At 61.2% G+C, this 16,976-nt stretch carries 19 protein-coding genes; 16 read left to right on the forward strand and 3 right to left on the reverse strand.

Going from position 1 to position 16,976, the window contains the following annotated elements; genetic code table 11:
* The first annotated feature begins 67 nt into the window (after positions 1-67).
* The 14 genes from cobO (at position 68) to AC07OG_RS19070 (ending at position 11,618) form a co-directional block, all read left to right on the forward strand.
* Positions 68-679, forward strand: a complete 612-nt coding sequence (gene cobO, locus AC07OG_RS19005) for a cob(I)yrinic acid a,c-diamide adenosyltransferase (RefSeq protein ID WP_060541497.1) — start codon at positions 68-70, stop codon at positions 677-679.
* On the forward strand, positions 676-2,076 hold the full coding sequence (locus tag AC07OG_RS19010) for a cobyrinic acid a,c-diamide synthase CobB (RefSeq protein ID WP_495067773.1): 1,401 nt from the start codon (positions 676-678) through the stop codon (positions 2,074-2,076). The genes cobO and AC07OG_RS19010 overlap by 4 nt, the downstream gene beginning before the upstream one ends.
* Entirely contained in the window at positions 2,073-2,723 is a 651-nt protein-coding gene (bluB, locus tag AC07OG_RS19015) for a 5,6-dimethylbenzimidazole synthase (RefSeq protein ID WP_495067774.1), read from the forward strand. Before AC07OG_RS19010 ends, bluB begins: the two co-directional genes overlap by 4 nt.
* Positions 2,720-3,628, forward strand: a complete 909-nt coding sequence (gene cbiB, locus AC07OG_RS19020; RefSeq protein WP_495067775.1) for an adenosylcobinamide-phosphate synthase CbiB — start codon at positions 2,720-2,722, stop codon at positions 3,626-3,628. Before bluB ends, cbiB begins: the two co-directional genes overlap by 4 nt.
* Positions 3,621-4,613, forward strand: a complete 993-nt coding sequence (gene cobD / locus AC07OG_RS19025; protein WP_495067776.1) for a threonine-phosphate decarboxylase CobD — start codon at positions 3,621-3,623, stop codon at positions 4,611-4,613. The genes cbiB and cobD overlap by 8 nt, the downstream gene beginning before the upstream one ends.
* A complete protein-coding gene (locus tag AC07OG_RS19030; protein WP_495067777.1) occupies positions 4,610-6,061 on the forward strand; it encodes a cobyric acid synthase in 1,452 nt (483 codons plus the stop codon). Before cobD ends, AC07OG_RS19030 begins: the two co-directional genes overlap by 4 nt.
* A 147-nt stretch (positions 6,062-6,208) precedes the next feature.
* Positions 6,209-6,730, forward strand: a complete 522-nt coding sequence (cobU, locus tag AC07OG_RS19035) for a bifunctional adenosylcobinamide kinase/adenosylcobinamide-phosphate guanylyltransferase (RefSeq protein ID WP_495067778.1) — start codon at positions 6,209-6,211, stop codon at positions 6,728-6,730.
* Positions 6,727-7,782: a nicotinate-nucleotide--dimethylbenzimidazole phosphoribosyltransferase gene (gene cobT, locus AC07OG_RS19040; RefSeq protein WP_060541504.1), complete on the forward strand. Its 1,056-nt coding sequence runs from the start codon at positions 6,727-6,729 to the stop codon at positions 7,780-7,782. The genes cobU and cobT overlap by 4 nt, the downstream gene beginning before the upstream one ends.
* Positions 7,779-8,354, forward strand: coding sequence for an alpha-ribazole phosphatase family protein (gene cobC / locus AC07OG_RS19045; protein WP_495067779.1), 576 nt, complete (start codon positions 7,779-7,781; stop codon positions 8,352-8,354). The genes cobT and cobC overlap by 4 nt, the downstream gene beginning before the upstream one ends.
* A gap of 2 nt (positions 8,355-8,356) precedes the next feature.
* A complete protein-coding gene (locus AC07OG_RS19050; RefSeq protein ID WP_495067780.1) occupies positions 8,357-9,088 on the forward strand; it encodes an adenosylcobinamide-GDP ribazoletransferase in 732 nt (243 codons plus the stop codon).
* Between the two features lie 139 nt (positions 9,089-9,227).
* Entirely contained in the window at positions 9,228-9,632 is a 405-nt protein-coding gene (locus AC07OG_RS19055; RefSeq protein WP_060541507.1) for a MarR family winged helix-turn-helix transcriptional regulator, read from the forward strand.
* Positions 9,633-9,683: 51 nt separating this feature from the next.
* A complete protein-coding gene (locus tag AC07OG_RS19060) occupies positions 9,684-10,892 on the forward strand; it encodes an MFS transporter (RefSeq protein ID WP_495067781.1) in 1,209 nt (402 codons plus the stop codon).
* Entirely contained in the window at positions 10,889-11,011 is a 123-nt protein-coding gene (locus tag AC07OG_RS19065; RefSeq protein ID WP_495067782.1) for a hypothetical protein, read from the forward strand. The genes AC07OG_RS19060 and AC07OG_RS19065 overlap by 4 nt, the downstream gene beginning before the upstream one ends.
* A 55-nt stretch (positions 11,012-11,066) precedes the next feature.
* The gene (locus tag AC07OG_RS19070) at positions 11,067-11,618 is read left to right on the forward strand and encodes a glutathione peroxidase (RefSeq protein WP_218425131.1); all 552 of its coding nucleotides are present in this window, start codon (positions 11,067-11,069) and stop codon (positions 11,616-11,618) included.
* An 89-nt stretch (positions 11,619-11,707) separates the two neighbouring features.
* Here AC07OG_RS19070 and AC07OG_RS19075 read toward each other — a convergent pair whose 3' ends face one another.
* The 3 genes from AC07OG_RS19075 to AC07OG_RS19085 all read right to left on the reverse strand — a co-directional run bounded on the left by AC07OG_RS19075 (position 11,708) and on the right by AC07OG_RS19085 (position 14,107).
* Positions 11,708-12,979: an OmpP1/FadL family transporter gene (locus AC07OG_RS19075; RefSeq protein WP_060541510.1), complete on the reverse strand. Its 1,272-nt coding sequence runs from the start codon at positions 12,977-12,979 to the stop codon at positions 11,708-11,710.
* Positions 12,980-13,125: 146 nt separating this feature from the next.
* Positions 13,126-13,608: a hypothetical protein gene (locus AC07OG_RS19080; RefSeq protein WP_495067783.1), complete on the reverse strand. Its 483-nt coding sequence runs from the start codon at positions 13,606-13,608 to the stop codon at positions 13,126-13,128.
* Positions 13,609-13,882: 274 nt separating this feature from the next.
* A complete protein-coding gene (locus tag AC07OG_RS19085; protein ID WP_007898912.1) occupies positions 13,883-14,107 on the reverse strand; it encodes a hypothetical protein in 225 nt (74 codons plus the stop codon).
* A gap of 991 nt (positions 14,108-15,098) precedes the next feature.
* Between AC07OG_RS19085 and AC07OG_RS19090 the strand changes: the two genes are divergently transcribed.
* Both AC07OG_RS19090 and AC07OG_RS19095 read left to right on the forward strand, forming a co-directional pair.
* Positions 15,099-15,422, forward strand: a complete 324-nt coding sequence (locus tag AC07OG_RS19090) for an SEL1-like repeat protein (protein WP_082457525.1) — start codon at positions 15,099-15,101, stop codon at positions 15,420-15,422.
* Between the two features lie 175 nt (positions 15,423-15,597).
* Complete coding sequence (locus AC07OG_RS19095) at positions 15,598-16,962, forward strand: DNA recombination protein RmuC (RefSeq protein ID WP_495067853.1); 1,365 nt, start codon at positions 15,598-15,600, stop codon at positions 16,960-16,962.
* The last annotated feature ends 14 nt before the right edge of the window (positions 16,963-16,976 follow it).

The following is a 16,976-nucleotide window of genomic DNA, read 5'->3' on the forward strand; positions in this document are numbered from 1 at the left end:
GCCAGGCTTGTTGCCACCTATTCTTGTGCCTGCCCGCCGTTATCCAGACTCAACGGAGAGCTCCCCCATGACTGATACCCCCGATCGTGACGAACGTCACCTGGCGCGCATGCAGCGCAAAAAAGCCGTGATCGACGAACGCATCGCCAATTCCCCGAATGAATGCGGCCTGTTGCTGGTGTTGACCGGCAACGGCAAAGGCAAGAGTAGTTCGGCTTTCGGCATGCTCGCGCGCGCCATGGGCCATGGCATGCAATGCGGCGTGGTGCAGTTCATCAAGGGACGCAACAGCACCGGAGAAGAACTGTTCTTCCGGCGTTTCCCCGAGCAGGTGCGCTTTCATGTGATGGGCGAGGGGTTCACCTGGGAAACCCAGGACCGCCAGCGCGACATCGCCGCCGCGCAAGCGGCGTGGCAGGTTTGCCGCGAGCTGCTGCGTGACCCTGCCATAGGCCTGGTAGTACTCGATGAATTGAATATCGCCCTCAAGCACGGCTACCTCGACCTCGATCTGGTGCTCAGCGACCTGCAGGCCCGTCCGCCCATGCAACACGTGGTGGTTACCGGCCGCGCCGCGAAAGCGGAAATGATCGAGCTGGCCGACACCGTCACCGAAATGGGCATGATCAAGCACGCCTTCCAGGCCGGGATCAAGGCGCAGAAAGGCGTCGAGCTGTGAAGCAATCCCGTCATTGTCCGGCGGTGCTGATTGCCGCGCCGGCTTCCGGTCAGGGCAAGACCACCGTCACCGCCGCGCTGGCCCGCTTGCATCGCAATCAAGGACGCAAGGTGCGGGTGTTCAAGTGCGGACCCGACTTTCTCGATCCGATGATCCTCGAACGCGCCAGCGGTGCGCCGGTGTATCAACTGGACATGTGGATGGTCGGTGAACAGGACAGTCGTCGCCTGTTGTGGGAAGCCGCCGGCGAGGCCGACCTGATCCTTATCGAAGGGGTCATGGGCCTGTTCGATGGCACGCCGTCCAGTGCCGATCTGGCCCGGCATTTTGGTGTGCCAGTGTTGGGTGTCATCGATGGCACCGCCATGGCGCAGTCGTTTGGCGCGCTGGCCCTGGGTCTGGCGCGTTATCAACCGGACTTGCCGTTTGCCGGAGTGCTGGCCAACCGCGTGGGCACCCAGCGTCACGCGCAATTGCTCGAAGGCAGCCTCACCGAAGGGTTGCGCTGGTATGGTGCCTTGTCCCGTGAGACCGGGATCGAGTTGCCGAGCCGGCACCTGGGACTTGTCCAGGCCAGTGAATTGAACGATCTCGACTTGCGTCTCGATGCCGCGGCCGACGCCCTGGCCAGCAGTTGCGAAGTAGCGCTGCCACCGGCGGTAGAGTTTGCGACTCCCGATGTGCTTGAAGTCGAACCGTTACTGGCCGGCGTGCGCATTGCCATCGCCCGTGATGAAGCCTTTGCCTTCACCTACGGCGCGAGCCTGGATCTGCTGCGCGCGATGGGCGCCGAGTTGTCATTCTTTTCGCCGATCCGCGACAGTGGTTTGCCTGAGGCGGACAGTTTGTATCTGCCGGGCGGTTATCCGGAATTGCATCACGTGGCGCTGTCGCGGAACACGTCGATGCTGGCGGCGATCCGCGCCCACCATGCAGCTGGTAAACCGCTATTGGCCGAGTGTGGCGGCATGCTTTACCTGCTCGACTCGTTGACTGATGTCGAGGGCACCCGCGCCGAACTGGTCGGTTTGTTGCCGGGTGAGGCTGTCATGCAAAAGCGTCTGGCGGCGCTGGCGTTGCAAGCGGTGGAGTTGCCAGAGGGCGTGCTGCGTGGGCACACGTATCACCATTCGCTGACCACCACTGGACTTGAGCCGATTGCCCGAGGCTTGAGCCCGAATGGCGGACGTGGGGCCGAGGCGGTTTATCGCGAGGGGCGGATGACGGCTTCCTACGTGCACTTCTATTTTCCATCCAACCCATCAGCGATTGCCGCACTATTTGCCCCCGAGCCTGAAGCCGCCTTCGCTGGCAAGCCAGCTCCCACAAGGATTGATGTATTGCCTGAAGAAATGCAGAACCCTGTGGGAGCGGGCTTGCCCGCGAAGAGGCCATGACTGACAACGCCTTTTCCGAAGCCGAACGCGCCGCCGTCTACCGCGCCATCGCCGAACGCCGCGACATGCGCCATTTCAGCGGCGGCACCGTCGAGCCCGAACTGCTCCGGCGCCTGCTCGAAGCCGCACACCAGGCACCCAGCGTCGGCCTGATGCAGCCATGGCGTTTCATCCGCATCGGCGACAGAACGCTGCGCGGGCAGATCCGGCAACTGGTGGAAGAAGAACGTATCCGCACCGCCGAAGCACTCGGCGAGCGCAGCGATGAGTTCATGAAACTCAAGGTCGAAGGCATCAGCGATTGCGCCGAAGTGCTGGTCGCCGCGCTGATGGATGATCGCGAGCGACATATCTTCGGCCGCCGCACCCTGCCGGAAATGGACATGGCGTCGTTGTCCTGCGCCATTCAGAACCTGTGGCTGGCCTCCCGCGCCGAAGGGCTGGGCATGGGCTGGGTATCTCTGTTCGAACCGCAGGCGCTGGCCGATCTACTGAAATTGCCACCCGGCGCCAAACCCCTCGCGGTGCTGTGCCTGGGGCCGGTCAAAGAATTCTATCCAGCGCCGATGCTGGTACTCGAAGGCTGGGCGCAAGCGCGTCCGTTGAGCGAACTGCTGTACGAAAATTATTGGGGAGTGAGTCAATGAGTGTGGCGTTGTTGAGTGTCGCCGCAGTGGCGCTGGATGCGCTGCTGGGTGAACCCAAACGCTGGCATCCGCTGGTGGCGTTCGGCCGTTTTGCCGAGCGCGTCGAGCAACGTTTCAATGGTGGTGGGCGTGGCTGGCGCAGCCATGGCGTCACCGCCTGGGTGATCGCCGTATTGCCGCTGACTCTGCTGGCCACCGCATTTTCCTGGGCGCCTTATGTTGGCTGGATTGTCGAGATCCTCGCGCTTTATTGCGCGCTCGGCATGCGCAGTCTCGGCGAGCATGTAGAGCCAGTTGCCAGAGCGCTGCGCAGGGATGACCTGGAGGAGGCGCGCACCCGGGTGAGCTATCTGGTCAGCCGCAAGACCACTGACCTGGATAAAACCGAGGTCGCCCGTGCCGCCACCGAGTCAGTGCTGGAAAACGGCAGTGACGCGGTGTTCGCCGCGTTGTTCTGGTTTGCCGTGGCCGGAGCGCCGGGCGTCGTGCTCTATCGTTTGAGCAACACCCTGGATGCGATGTGGGGTTATCGCAATGAGCGCTTCGAGCGCTTCGGCTGGGCAGCGGCGAAGATCGACGACGTTCTCAACTACATCCCTGCGCGGCTGGTGGCGTTGACTTACGCTGTGCTTGGCAAAACCCGGCTGGCACTTAAATGCTGGCGCACCCAGGGGCCGACCTGGGACAGCCCCAACGCCGGTCCGGTGATGGCGGCGGGAGCCGGGGCGCTGGGCGTGGAGCTGGGTGGGGCGGCGATTTATCACGGCGAACTGCATCAGCGTCCACAGTTGGGCGAAGGCTTGCCGGCGGATGCCGACTCGATCGACCGGGGCTGGCAATTGGTCCAGCGCGGGGTATGGTTATGGCTGCTGATCCTGTGCATAGGGGCCGAATTTTATGCTTGAGCACGGTGGACGATTGCGCAAGGCGGCGCTCGATTACTGCATAGACGAAGCCGAATGGCTCGACCTGTCCACCGGCCTTGCCCCCTGGCCTTTTGCGGTGCCGGACATTCCGTTGCGGGCTTGGGCGCGCTTGCCGGAAACCGACGATGGACTGGAGCAGGCTGCCTGCGATTATTACGGCACCTTGCAGGCCTTGCCGGTGGCCGGCTCGCAAATGGCCATTCAACTGCTGCCGCGCTTGCGTCGTGCGGGCAAGGTCGGCGTGTTGTCGCCCTGTTACGCCGAGCATGCCGAAGCATGGCGTCGCAACGGTTACATCGTGCGCGAAGTGCTGGAGCATGAAGTCGACTTCTTCCTGGACAGCCTCGACGTGCTGGTGGTGGTTAATCCGAATAACCCCACGGGGTTGAGCCTGACGCCCGCTCGCTTGCTCGACTGGCACTCGCGACTGGCTCAGCGCGGTGGCTGGTTGGTGGTGGACGAGGCTTTCATGGACAACACGCCGCAACTGAGTTTGGCGCCATTTGCCCACCAGGTCGGTTTGATTGTATTGCGTTCGTTCGGCAAGTTTTTTGGTCTGGCCGGTGTGCGCCTGGGCTTCGTGCTGGCCGAGCGCAGGCTGCTCAAGTTGCTGGCCGAGCAAGTGGGGCCATGGGCGGTCAGCGGGCCAACCCGGGTGGTCGGTGAAGCCTGTCTGCGAGATACGCAAGCGCAAATCAGGCAGCGAGTGCGCGCCGAGGAGGCCAGCGAACGTCTCGCCGCGCTGCTGGACCAATACGGCTTCAAACCTCAGGGTGGTTGCGCTTTGTTCCAGTGGCTGGTCACCGAGCGCGCCGAAGAGCTGCATGAGTTCATGGCCCGGCGCGGCATTCTCCTGCGCTTGTTCACCCACAACAGCAGCCTGCGCTTCGGCTTGCCTGGTGAAGAAGCTGACTGGGTGCGCCTGGCGCAGGCTTTTGAAGATTACGCCAAGGAAAATCAATGACCACGCTGATGGTGCAAGGCACCACGTCGGATGCCGGCAAAAGCACACTGGTGACCGCGCTATGCCGCTGGGTTACGCGCCAGGGTGTGAGAGTGGTGCCGTTCAAGCCGCAGAACATGGCCCTCAACAGCGCCGTGACCGCCGACGGTGGCGAGATCGGCCGCGCGCAAGCGGTGCAGGCCCAGGCCGCCGGCCTCGAACCGCACACTGACATGAACCCGGTGCTGCTCAAGCCCAACAGCGACACCGGCGCCCAGGTAATCATTCATGGCCGTGCGGTCACCTCCATGAACGCTGTCGCCTATCACGACTACAAGACCATCGCCATGCAGGCGGTGCTGGCCTCCCACGAGCGCCTGAGCGCGGCGTATCCGCTGGTCATGGTCGAAGGCGCGGGCTCTCCGGCCGAAATCAATCTGCGGGCCGGTGACATTGCCAACATGGGGTTTGCCGAAGCGGTGGACTGCCCGGTTGTGCTGATTGCCGACATCGATCGCGGTGGCGTGTTCGCCCATCTGGTGGGCACATTGGAACTGCTGTCGGCGAGCGAGCAGGCGCGGGTCAAGGGGTTCATCATCAACCGTTTTCGCGGTGACATCGCCTTGCTGCAACCGGGTCTAGACTGGCTGGAACAACGCACCGGCAAGCCGGTGATCGGCGTCCTGCCGTATGTGATGGATCTGCACCTGGAGGCTGAGGACGGCATCGATCAGCGCCAGACCGCCAAGGCCGACCAGGTCCTGAAAGTCGTGGTGCCGGTGCTGCCGCGCATCAGTAATCACACCGATTTCGATCCTTTGCGCTTGCATCCGCAGGTGGACCTGCAATTCATCGGCCCCGGCCAGGCCATACCGCCTGCCGACCTGATCATTCTGCCCGGCTCGAAAAGTGTGCGCAGCGACCTCGCTCATCTGCGCGCCAACGGCTGGGAAAGCGCTATCGCCCGCCACCTGCGTTACGGCGGCAAGTTGCTGGGCATCTGTGGCGGCCTGCAAATGCTCGGCGAGCAAGTGCACGACCCGCTCGGCCTCGAAGGGGCGCCGGGCTCCAGCGCCGGCCTGGGCTTGCTGGCATTCCAGACGCAGCTCGAACAAGAGAAACAGTTGCGCAATGTGCGCGGTCGCCTGGCGCTGGAAGATGCGCCGGTTGCCGGCTATGAGATTCACGCCGGCGTGACCACCGGGCCGGCCCTGGAAAGCGCAGCGGTGCAACTCGATGACGGTCGCTGTGATGGTGCGCAAAGCGCCGACGGACAGATCTTCGCCACCTATCTGCATGGCCTGTTCGAGTCGCCGGCGGCGTGCAGCGCGCTGTTGCGCTGGGCAGGTTTGCAGGATGTACAGGAGGTGGATTACCACGCCTTGCGCGAACGCGATATCGAGCGCTTGGCGGATCTGGTGGAGAAGCATCTGGATACCCGACAGCTGCGGCAACTCTGTGGGATTTGAGGTGAGTTTGAGGGCGCCATCGCGGGCAAACCCGCTCCCACCGGGTCGGTGATTGTGCCCAAAGTTGTGAACAGCCCCGATCCTTGTGGGAGCGGGTTTGCCCGCGAATAGGCCTGCATCCTCACCGAAGTTCTTAAGGAATGAACCATGCTCCAACTGATCCTCGGCGGCGCGCGCTCCGGCAAAAGTCGCCTGGCCGAAAAACTGGCAACAGACAGTCAGCTTCAGGTGACCTACATCGCCACCAGCGAGCCCTTGGACGGTGAAATGAGCGATCGCGTGGCCCACCACCGCGCCCGCCGTCCCGCCGAATGGGCGCTGGTCGAAGAACCCCTGGAACTGGCCCGGGTCCTGAGCGAAAACGCCGGCAGTGACCGTTGCCTGCTGGTGGATTGCCTGACCTTGTGGCTGACCAACCTGTTGATGCTCGACAACCCCGAACGCCTGCACGCCGAGCGCGAAGCCTTGCTCGACTGCCTGGCTTCCTTGCCGGGTGAAGTCATTTTTGTCAGCAACGAAACCGGAATGGGTGTCGTGCCACTGGGCGAATTGACTCGCCGCTACGTCGATGAAGCCGGTTGGCTGCATCAAGCCCTGGCCGAGCGCTGTCAGCGAGTCGTGCTGACCGTGGCGGGCCTGCCCCTGACTCTGAAAGGAACTGCGTTATGACTCAATCCTGGTGGCTGAACCCGTGCCAGCCGATCGATGCGCAAGTGCTCGAACAGGCGCAGGCGCGCCAACAGCAACTGACCAAGCCGGCGGGTTCTCTCGGTGAGCTGGAGTCGGTGGCAGTGCAGCTTGCCGGTTTGCAAGGGCGGGTCAAACCGAGCCTGGATCAGCTATGGATCGCCATTTTCGCCGGCGACCACGGCGTAGTCGCCGAGGGGGTGTCGGCGTTTCCCCAGGCAGTCACCGGGCAGATGCTGCACAACTTCGTCAGCGGTGGCGCGGCAATCAGTGTGCTGGCGCGGCAGTTGGGCGCCTCCCTTGAAGTGGTTGATCTGGGCACGATCACGCCGACGCTCAATCTGCCGGGCGTGCGGCACTTGAACATCGGCGCCGGCACGGCAAACTTTGTGCAGGGGCCAGCGATGACCGGTTCCCAGGGCCAACTGGCTTTGCAGGCCGGTCGTGACAGCGTGCAGCGGGCCAAAGCGGCGGGCACACAATTGTTCATCGGTGGCGAAATGGGCATCGGCAACACCACAGCGGCCAGCGCCCTGGCCTGTGCTTTGCTCGATTGCCCTGTGACCCATTTGACCGGGCCGGGCACCGGGCTCGATGCCGCAGGTGTCAGCCATAAGGCGCAGGTTATCGAGCGTGGGTTGGCGCTGCACCATGCGCAGCGTGGCGATGCCTTGCAGACCCTGTTCAACCTGGGTGGTTTTGAAATCGCGGCGCTGGTGGGTGCCTATCTGGCGTGCGCGCAGGAAGGTATTGCGGTGCTGGTGGACGGCTTCATCTGCAGTGTCGCTGCGCTGGTCGCGGTGCGCTTGAACCCTGAGTGTCGTCAGTGGCTGCTGTTTGCTCACAGGGGAGCCGAGCCGGGTCATCGCCATGTGCTGGAGACCTTGAACGCGCACCCCTTGCTCGATCTCGGTCTGCGCCTGGGCGAAGGCAGTGGCGCGGCTCTGGCTGTGCCGTTGTTGCGTCTGGCGTGTGACCTGCACGGGCAGATGGCGACGTTCGCCGAAGCCGCAGTGGCGGATCGTCCGGCATGACCTTGCGCCTGGATCTGCTGCGCCACGGCGAAACCGAGCTCGGCGGCGGCCTGCGTGGCAGCCTCGACGATGCCCTGACCGCCACGGGCTGGGCGCAGATGCGCGCGGCGGTAATTGAGCAGGGCCCGTGGGATCGACTGATCAGTTCGCCCCTGCAGCGTTGTGCGCTATTCGCGCAAGAGCTGGGCGAGCAATTGACTGTGCCCGTGCAGCTGGAAAAGGATCTGCAGGAGCTGCACTTCGGTACTTGGGAAGGGCAGAGCGCTGCGGCGTTGATGCAAACCGATGCACAAGCCCTCGGCCTGTTCTGGGCGAATCCGTATTTGTTCACGCCGCCCCAGGGGGAGCCGGTCACAGACTTTGCGACCCGGGTGCTGGCAGCGATCGAGCGGTTGCACGCGAACTGCGCAGGCGAGCGGGTGTTGCTGATCAGCCACGGCGGTGTCATGCGCCTGTTGCTGGCGCAGGCCCGGGGGTTGCCCCGCGAGCAGTTGCTCAACGTTGAAGTGGGGCATGGGGCGCTGTTTTCGCTGACGGTGGAGCCCGGTGGATTGTTAAGGGAAGCGCTCTGACCATGTTGCCGTTCTGGATTGCCCTGCAGTTTCTCAGCAGCCTGCCGATTCGTCTGCCGGGCATGCCGCAGCCCCGGGAGTTGGGGCGGTCGCTGCTGTTTTATCCGCTGGTGGGATTGCTCTTTGGCGCCATTCTGTGGGTGGTGAACTGGCTGTTACTGGGCATACCGACGTTGCTGCACGGGGCGTTACTGCTGAGCGTTTGGGTACTGCTCAGCGGCGGGCTGCATCTGGATGGCCTGGCGGATAGCGCCGATGCCTGGCTCGGCGGTTTTGGCGACCGTGAGCGTACGCTGACCATCATGAAAGACCCGCGTAGCGGGCCGATCGCGGTGGTCACGCTGGTGTTGGTGTTGCTGCTGAAATTTGCTGCGCTGCTGGCGTTGTTCGAGCAGCAGCAGGCGGTTGCGCTGATTATTGTGCCCTTGATCGGGCGCAGTGCAATGCTCGGGCTATTCCTGAGTACCCCCTATGTTCGCGCCGCAGGTTTGGGTCAGGCATTGGCTGACCATCTGCCGCGTGCGGCGGGTTGGCGGGTACTGGCGGCTAGCGGGCTGGCGTGTGTGCTGATCGGCGGTTTGAGCGGTGTAGTGGCAGTGGTGTTGGCGGCTATTGGATTCGTCTGGTTGCGCCAAGTAATGGTACGGCGATTAGGCGGGACGACGGGCGACACGGCTGGAGCGTTGCTCGAACTGCTGGAGGTTGGGGTGCTGGTGGGGTTGGCGTTGACCTGAAGGTTTAAAAGATCGCAGCCTGCGGCAGCCCCAGCAGGGACCGCGTTGCCCTGTAGGAACTGCCGCAGGCTGCGATCTTTTGATCTTCTGTGCAATCCTGTATCTTGATTTAACCGATTCACGGGTATATACACGCACCATGCTCGATTCCCAATGTTTATGCATCAACCTGCGTCGCGCCGCCCGTGGCGTCAGCAGGCATTACGACGGCGCTCTCGACGGCTTCGGGATCAACGTTGCCCAGTATTCTTTGCTGTGCAACCTGCAGCGCCTGGATCAGCCGAGTATTTCCACCCTGGCCGAGGCCATGGGGCTGGATCGCAGCACCCTGGGGCGTAACTTGCGGGTGCTGGAAGGCGAAGGTCTGGTGACGCTGGTCGAGGGCGAAGACATGCGTAACCGCATTGTCCTGCTGACCGACGCCGGTGCCGAACGCCTTGCGGCGGCATTGCCGGCCTGGGAAGCGGCGCAGCAACGCCTGGTCGATCGGCTGGGCGCCGAGAAGCGCGAAATATTGTTGAAGCTGTTGGACGAACTGGCTTGATGCCAGTTTGTTCGATCTTAAGCGGGTATATACCCGCACCGGAGAAGAACAATGACATCGATGTGGCGTACGTGCGGTTGGGTTCTGTTGGGGAGTGCGCTGATCCTTGCGTTGTCTCTGGGAGTGCGACATGGCTTCGGGCTGTTTCTGGCGCCGATGAGCGCAGAGTTCGGCTGGGGGCGTGAAGTCTTTGCCTTTGCGATCGCCTTGCAGAACCTGATCTGGGGGCTGGCCCAGCCCTTCACCGGCGCCCTGGCCGACCGCTTCGGCGCGGCGAAAGTGGTATTGATCGGTGGCGTGTTCTACACGGCAGGATTGATCTGCATGGCGCTTTCCGACTCGCCGCTGACCCTGTCCTTGAGTGCCGGTCTGCTGATCGGCATCGGTTTGTCCGGCACTTCATTCTCGGTGATTCTTGGCGTAGTCGGCCGCGCAGTGCCGCCGGAGAAGCGCAGCCTGGGCATGGGCATCGCCAGTGCCGCTGGCTCTTTCGGTCAGTTCGCCATGTTGCCTGGCACCCTGGGGCTGATTGGCTGGCTGGGTTGGTCGGCGGCCTTGCTGGTGCTGGGTCTGTTGGTGGCGCTGATCGTACCGTTGGTGAGCATGCTCAAGGACAAGCCGTTGCCGGTATTGGGCCATGAACAGACTCTGGGTGAAGCACTGCGCGAAGCCTGCTCCCACTCCGGGTTCTGGCTGCTGGCGTTCGGCTTTTTTGTCTGCGGCTTTCAGGTGGTGTTCATCGGCGTGCACCTGCCGGCCTATCTGGTGGATCAACATCTTCCGGCGACGGTCGGCACCACGGTGCTGGCGCTGATCGGCCTGTTCAACATCTTCGGTACCTACACCGCCGGCTGGCTGGGCGGGCGCATGTCCAAACCGCGTTTGCTCACCGGTTTGTACCTGCTGCGGGCAGTGGTCATCACGCTATTCCTGTGGGCTCCGGTCACCACCACCACGGCCTATCTGTTCGGCATGGCGATGGGCTTCCTGTGGTTGTCTACCGTGCCATTGACCAACGGTACCGTGGCGACCTTGTTCGGTGTGCGAAACCTGTCCATGCTCGGCGGCATAGTGTTCCTGTTTCACCAGCTCGGCGCGTTCCTCGGTGGCTGGCTGGGCGGGGTCGTGTACGACCGAACCGGGAGTTATGACTTGATCTGGCAAATGGCGATTCTCTTGAGCCTGTTGGCCGCCGCCCTGAACTGGCCGGTGCGTGAGCGACCGGTAGCGCGTCTGCAAGCGCAGGTGGGGGCGATATGAACAGTCTCTGGCCGCGCATCGCTGTAGCGGCCGTCTGCGCCTTGCTGCTGGCGTTGTCCTGGTGGGGCTGGCATGAGGGCGGGCTGGCGCTGATGCAGTTGGGGATGGGTGCTTGCTAGCAAGCGGCGAGGGCGAGTAACTTCGTTTTTGACTACTTGATAAGGATGCACCGACATGCTGATGCGCTGGATTGCAGTTCCTGCGTTGCTGGTGGCGATGACCGGGCTGGCCCACGCGGGCGAGTGCCCGGAGCTGCTGCAGGGCTCACTGCCAAAGCTGCGCGCCAAGGAATCCATCGACCTGTGCCAGCGGTTCGAGGGCAAGCCGTTGGTGGTGGTCAATACCGCCAGCTTCTGCGGTTTCGCGCCGCAGTTCAAAAGCCTTGAGGCGCTCAATCAGCGCTACAAGGGCCAGGGGCTGGAGGTGATCGGCGTGCCCTCCAATGACTTCAAGCAGGAGTCCAAGGATGGCGCCGAGACTGCCAAGGTCTGTTACGTCAATTACGGCGTGACTTTCACCATGACCGAGCCGCAACCGGTGCGAGGCGCAGATGCGACGCACCTGTTCAAGGTCCTGGCCGAGCAGAGCAGCGCGCCGAAGTGGAACTTCTACAAGTACGTGATCGATCGCAAGGGCAATGTGATTGCCAGTTTTTCCAGCCTGACAAAACCTGACGACCCCGAGTTCATTGCCGCAGTGGAGCAGGCTCTGGCCTCCAAACCCTGAACTGCGCCCACTAAAAAGCCCCGCCTCTGTACAAGAGAGCGGGGCTTTTTTGATTCGGTCGGCGAGCGATTCAGGCTCGCCGGGAATCATCAGAAGCGGTAGGTCGCACCGACACCGAAACCGTTGGCGTAGTTTTCATACTTGGCGTTGTAGGTCTGACCACGGTCGTTGCTGTTGTTGACCTTGACCGAATCTTCGCGCAGGTACGAGTACGCCACGTCGATGGTCAGGTCGTCGGTTGGGCTCCAGCCGGCGCCCAGGCTGAAAATCTTGCGATCGCCAGTCGGGATGCGTGGGGAACGGTCGACGTTGTTGGTCGGCGCCTGGTCAACGGACAGACCGGTACGCAATACCCATTGCTTGTTCAACTGGTAGGACGCGCCGATGGCGTGAGCCCAGGTGTCGTGCCAGTTCTGCTCTTCGGTGATGGTACCGAACTGACCGTTCAGAATACCCGGAACACCTTTGTTTTCGACGGTGATTTCTTTCAGGCGGCTCCAGCGAGTCCAGGTGCTGCCTGCGTACAGAGTCCACTTGTCGTCAAGCTGGTGAGTGACCGAGAAGTCCACCGACTCAGGGGTGGTCAGGTCCAGCGATGCGTCGTACTTCTGGCTTGGGTTCTGGCCGATCAGGCCCAGCACGTTGTAATTGACCTTGGTGTCACCCTCGAGCTTGTACTTCACTTTCGAGTGGTAGGTCAGGCCGACACGGGTGCTGTCGGTGGCTTGCACCAGCACGCCGATGTTGTAGCCCAGCGCAGTGTCATCACCTTTGATCTTGACGTTGCCGTCCGGCGCGGCCTGGGTGATCGACAGATTCGATTCCAGGGTGCCGTCGATGCGGTTGATGGTCGGGCCGAATCCGACGGAAACCTTGTCGTTGAAGGCGTAGCTGACAGTCGGTTGCACGGTGACGATTTTAACTTCGCTCTTGCTGCCGAAGTAGCGACCGGCAAAGCCGTTTTCGTAGTCGGTTACCAGACCGAACGGAGCGTAAACGCCCACACCGAAAGCCCACTGGTCGTCGATTGGCTTGACGTAGTAGCCCATGGGTACGGCGATGAACGGTACCATGTCGCCGTCGTTGCTGCCGCCGTTCGGGAAGGAGCTTGCCTGGCTGATGTCAGTGTGTGCGTCGAGCATTGCAACACCGCCGGTGACTTGTTCGCGCTTGATGCGGGACATGCCGGCAGGGTTGCCAAAAATGGTGGAAGCGTCGTCTGCTGCGGAAGATCGCCCGGCAAAGCCCGTACCCATCCCGCTGATGCTTTGTTCGTTGATGGCAAAGCCACTTGCAAAGATCTGGGTGGATGCCATGGCAACAGCGAGGCTAAGGGTGGTTTTGAGCATTACTTTTTTCATTATTAGAACTCCTGGTGATCACCGGGGCGGAAATTACCAACATTTTCGTCTCAGCGCCATAGGCTGTAACGCTTGAGTTAGAGCGGTTTTGTAGGACAATCAGACCAGATTCGCCACTTGTTGCACGATCTTGCGAAACTGGTGGGTCAGCAAGCGACTTGATTCAGGGGGGCAACGCAGGTTTGCCAGGCGCACGTAAAATCACGCAGGCGCCCCTGGGGTTGAAAGGTCTGGCGCCAGATTCTGGCCATACCGAGCAAATCATCCGGGGCGGGGAGGGGGGTGTTCTGTTCTTCGATCAGTAGCCAGGCAATGGCCGTGGCATAACGCAGATTAACGGTCAGTTCCAGGTGCGGGCCGCTGAGAAAAGCATGCTGGCTGGCCAGGCCGCGAACCAGGCTGGCGCGTTCGGGATCAAGGGCCAGGTAATGGTCCCAGAGGGCCTGGTGACGCAGTTCAGCGATTCGATACAAACCGTGTCCACGGCGGTCATGCAGGGCGGAGCCAAGGGCTGACTGACTGGCGGCGATGCCCAGCAGCAGGGATTCGGCGGTTGCGCTATGGCGTCCAAGATAAATCAGGGTTGGACGAATCACATAACGGCACAGTTCGCTGGCAGCGATACCCATAAGACCCTCGAAAACCGAATTGGGCGGCGATACCTGAATGGGCTTTGGCAGCAATGGATCGGCTCAGGCTCGCCGGAAGCGGACGGGCCGCTTGAGTTGAAGTGTAGTGTCATATTCGTGCTGTAAAGGCCTGTTTTTAAAATATTTCTGCCGGACAGTTATAACCGTTATATCGGTTGGTGCTTAGCCGATGGCTTTGAAACATGAAATCTCGGGCAATAAAAAGCCCCGCATTTTCGGCAGGGCTTTTGAGGTTTTCAGCCTTTCTGGCGTCTCAGGCAACGAGTGCCTGACGGGTACGCTCGATCACGGCCTGCAGCGGCTCGGCGCTGGAGTATTGATCGGGGTACAGGCGTTCGCTGTGACGGGCGATGCCGTGTTCGTTGACCAGGGTGAAGCTGAAGCAGCCTTTGCGAGCGGCCATGATCAGGCAGTTCATTGGAGCAAAAGCGTTGGTTAGGGTGCGAATGGCATCCTGAGTGTGGATTTGAGTAGACATTATTGTGTTCCTGCATATGACACGGATAAGAACCGTGCAACGTTAAAACGTTCCAGTAACGTCGATCACCATTGATCGAACGAAGAACCCGACTGGAACAAAGCAGCCAGTTTGAAGCGCTGATAAGTTGGCGCGCTTGGGCTGGCAGGTAGGTACTTAGGAGGGCAGGCAACACATCGAGGGCAAAGGTTCTGGGCCCGGGGTGAAGATCCTGATCAATTTGCAGGCTGGTTCGGTCAGAGTAAGTGAGCCTGGCAACACCCTTTGCATTGGCAGAGGCTGTGTTGGCGCAAGATTTACCTGGAAACCATCGAGGTGGCCGATCCCGCTTGTTCGATGGAGCCTTCCGTTGGGAAGACCGACCGGGGGGATTTGTTCGACCAGAATTGACTTTCAGCTTGGTACTAACGCCGCGGATACTAACGTATTGAATTGGTAAATGGAAGTGTGATAGCGAAAAAGTCTGCTCGTCACGGTTCGCTTGGCTGTTTTGCCCGTAATGGGTTGTGCGGTGGTACTGACTGGCCAACCCCGTATCCGGGCCGAATCCGACCATCGGTCATCGAAGTTTGTAACATCGTGAGCCGCCTTATCGCCGGGTTTTCGGGGCTTATCCCCTAAAAAACAGAAAAAATGCGCCGAACTGGTGCGCCGATATAACCGTCGTGAAGGCACTTGTGCACATAAGTTGCGCAGACTGTCACCGCACTGTCATCTCGGGTTCCAGCATCATGGGTGCCTGTAACCAAAATTTAAGTCAATGAAAAATCTCGCTTTTTTTTACTGGTGAAAAAATCGTCAGTTTGACTGTAAGCCCCATTCCACAGGGCTTTGCGCGGGTTCAAGGGGGGTTGTCCACTGAGTTATCCACAGGATCTGTGGATTGTCCCGAGCGCTTGCTCTAGCACGGGCGTGCTGGGGCTTTTTCAGCTTTACCTGTAAGAAAAAGAGAGTAAAGTGGCGCGCCTTCCGATCTGCCCCACAGTGCTTTATGAAGTTTCGCTCAGTAACGCCTTCGACTTCCTCTACACCCTCCACTGTTACCCCTCCCAAGCGCTTTTCGATGCGCGTGGCCGAGTGGCTGCTGGATAGCCCGCGCCTGGGCGAAAACACTAACGTCAAACACATCGCCGGACGTTTGCTCAAGCAACCGGCCCGCGAAGGCATAGTCGCTGCGCAAAGCCGCCTGGGCCAGTTGATGTGCCGTGAGTGCGGCAACGCCCGGGATCGTCGAATCGGCCAGGACCTCTTGCGCCAGGCCGCTCGCGCCGGGGATCGACGCGCGCAGCAGGAACTGGGTCTGATCGAAGACTGAGCTGTCCAAGACCTGACACCTTGGTTAACCTTCAGGCTTTATTTCAATGGCAGGAGTCGCTATGGCTATGGACTTGACCAGCGTTTTGCTCGGTCTGGCAGGGGCTGCGTTGCCATTACTGGTACTGGCCTGGCAACTGCAGCGTCGGGCGAGTTCCAGCCAGGCAGAGGTCTTGCTGCTGGAAGAGCGGCTGGCCATGGCGCAATTGGCGCAGGACGGGCTGAATGTGCAACTTGAAGCCAGTCGTGATGAAGTCGGTGATCTGAGCCAGGCCAACGCCGCCAGGCAGGCAGACCTGGCCGCCCTGCGTCGTGAGGTCGAACTGCTGCAAATCGAACGCGACGACGCGCGCGATGCTGCCCATGCGTGGAATATCGAGCGTGCCGGTAAAGAGGCCGAATTGCGCCGGCTGGATGCCCGGGCCGCTTCGCTCAATGCCGAGCTGCGCGAGCAACAGGAAAGCCATCAGCAACGCCTCAATGACCTGCAAGGCTCGCGGGATGAACTGCGTGCGCAGTTCGCCGAACTGGCGGGGAAAATCTTTGATGAACGTGAGCAGCGTTTTGCCGAAACCAGTCAGCAACGATTGGGGCAGTTACTCGATCCGTTGAAGGAACGCATTCAGTCTTTTGAAAAGCGTGTCGAGGAAAGCTATCAGGCCGAAGCTCGTGAGCGCTTTTCCCTGGCCAAGGAGCTGGAGCGCCTGCAGCAACTGAACTTGCGCCTGAGCGACGAAGCCACCAATCTGACCCGCGCCTTGAAAGGGCAAAAAACCCAGGGCAACTGGGGCGAGCTGATTCTGGAGCGGGTGCTTGAGCATGCGGGGCTGGAGAAGGGGCGCGAGTATCAGACCCAGGTCAACCTCAAGGGCCCTGACGGCGAGCGCTTCCAGCCCGACGTGATCATCTACCTGCCGGGCGACAAGCAGGTAGTGGTCGATTCCAAGGTCAGCCTCACGGCCTACCAGCAATATGTGGCGGCTGAAGACGAGGCCATCGGCCAGATCGCCATCAAGCAGCATGTGCTGTCCCTGCGCAGTCACGTCAAAGGCTTGGCCGGCAAGGATTACAAGCGCCTGGACGGTCTGCACAGCCTGGATTTCGTATTGCTTTTCGTACCCATCGAGGCGGCATTTTCAGCGGCGTTGCAGGCAGAGCCGGCGCTGTTCCAGGAAGCGTTCGACCGGAACATCGTGATCGTCAGCCCGACCACGCTGCTGGCGACCCTGCGTGTCATCGACAGCCTGTGGAAGCAGGAGCGCCAGAGTCAGAACGCCCGGGAAATTGCCGAGCGCGCCGGGTGGCTGTACGACAAGTTCGTGCTGTTCATTCAGGATCTGGATGAGGTTGGCAATCGCCTGCAGCAACTGGACAAGGCCTACAGCTCGGCACGTAACAAGCTGACCGAGGGGCGCGGCAACCTGGTCAGTCGCAGTGAGCAGCTCAAATTGCTGGGTGCGCGGGCGAGCAAGAGCTTGCCGGCGGATTTGCTGGAGCGGGCGATGACGGATGTCGACGGGTTGGTTGAGCTGCCGGAATAACGGATCAAAAGATC

The sequence above is a fragment of the Pseudomonas sp. GW821-FHT09H03 genome, from assembly GCF_059415945.1.

Bases quoted from the DNA above. Each gene is read 5' to 3' on its own strand.
- cobO (WP_060541497.1), top strand. From the start codon at position 68: ATGACTGATACCCCCGATCGTGACGAACGTCACCTGGCGCGCATGCAG.
- bluB (WP_495067774.1), top strand. From the start codon at position 2,073: ATGACTGACAACGCCTTTTCCGAAGCCGAACGCGCCGCCGTCTACCGC.
- cbiB (WP_495067775.1), top strand. From the start codon at position 2,720: ATGAGTGTGGCGTTGTTGAGTGTCGCCGCAGTGGCGCTGGATGCGCTG.
- cobD (WP_495067776.1), top strand. From the start codon at position 3,621: ATGCTTGAGCACGGTGGACGATTGCGCAAGGCGGCGCTCGATTACTGC.
- AC07OG_RS19030 (WP_495067777.1), top strand. From the start codon at position 4,610: ATGACCACGCTGATGGTGCAAGGCACCACGTCGGATGCCGGCAAAAGC.
- cobU (WP_495067778.1), top strand. From the start codon at position 6,209: ATGCTCCAACTGATCCTCGGCGGCGCGCGCTCCGGCAAAAGTCGCCTG.
- cobT (WP_060541504.1), top strand. From the start codon at position 6,727: ATGACTCAATCCTGGTGGCTGAACCCGTGCCAGCCGATCGATGCGCAA.
- cobC (WP_495067779.1), top strand. From the start codon at position 7,779: ATGACCTTGCGCCTGGATCTGCTGCGCCACGGCGAAACCGAGCTCGGC.
- AC07OG_RS19050 (WP_495067780.1), top strand. From the start codon at position 8,357: ATGTTGCCGTTCTGGATTGCCCTGCAGTTTCTCAGCAGCCTGCCGATT.
- AC07OG_RS19055 (WP_060541507.1), top strand. From the start codon at position 9,228: ATGCTCGATTCCCAATGTTTATGCATCAACCTGCGTCGCGCCGCCCGT.
- AC07OG_RS19060 (WP_495067781.1), top strand. From the start codon at position 9,684: ATGACATCGATGTGGCGTACGTGCGGTTGGGTTCTGTTGGGGAGTGCG.
- AC07OG_RS19065 (WP_495067782.1), top strand. From the start codon at position 10,889: ATGAACAGTCTCTGGCCGCGCATCGCTGTAGCGGCCGTCTGCGCCTTG.
- AC07OG_RS19070 (WP_218425131.1), top strand. From the start codon at position 11,067: ATGCTGATGCGCTGGATTGCAGTTCCTGCGTTGCTGGTGGCGATGACC.
- AC07OG_RS19075 (WP_060541510.1), bottom strand. From the start codon at position 12,979: ATGAAAAAAGTAATGCTCAAAACCACCCTTAGCCTCGCTGTTGCCATG.
- AC07OG_RS19080 (WP_495067783.1), bottom strand. From the start codon at position 13,608: ATGGGTATCGCTGCCAGCGAACTGTGCCGTTATGTGATTCGTCCAACC.
- AC07OG_RS19085 (WP_007898912.1), bottom strand. From the start codon at position 14,107: ATGTCTACTCAAATCCACACTCAGGATGCCATTCGCACCCTAACCAAC.
- AC07OG_RS19090 (WP_082457525.1), top strand. From the start codon at position 15,099: ATGAAGTTTCGCTCAGTAACGCCTTCGACTTCCTCTACACCCTCCACT.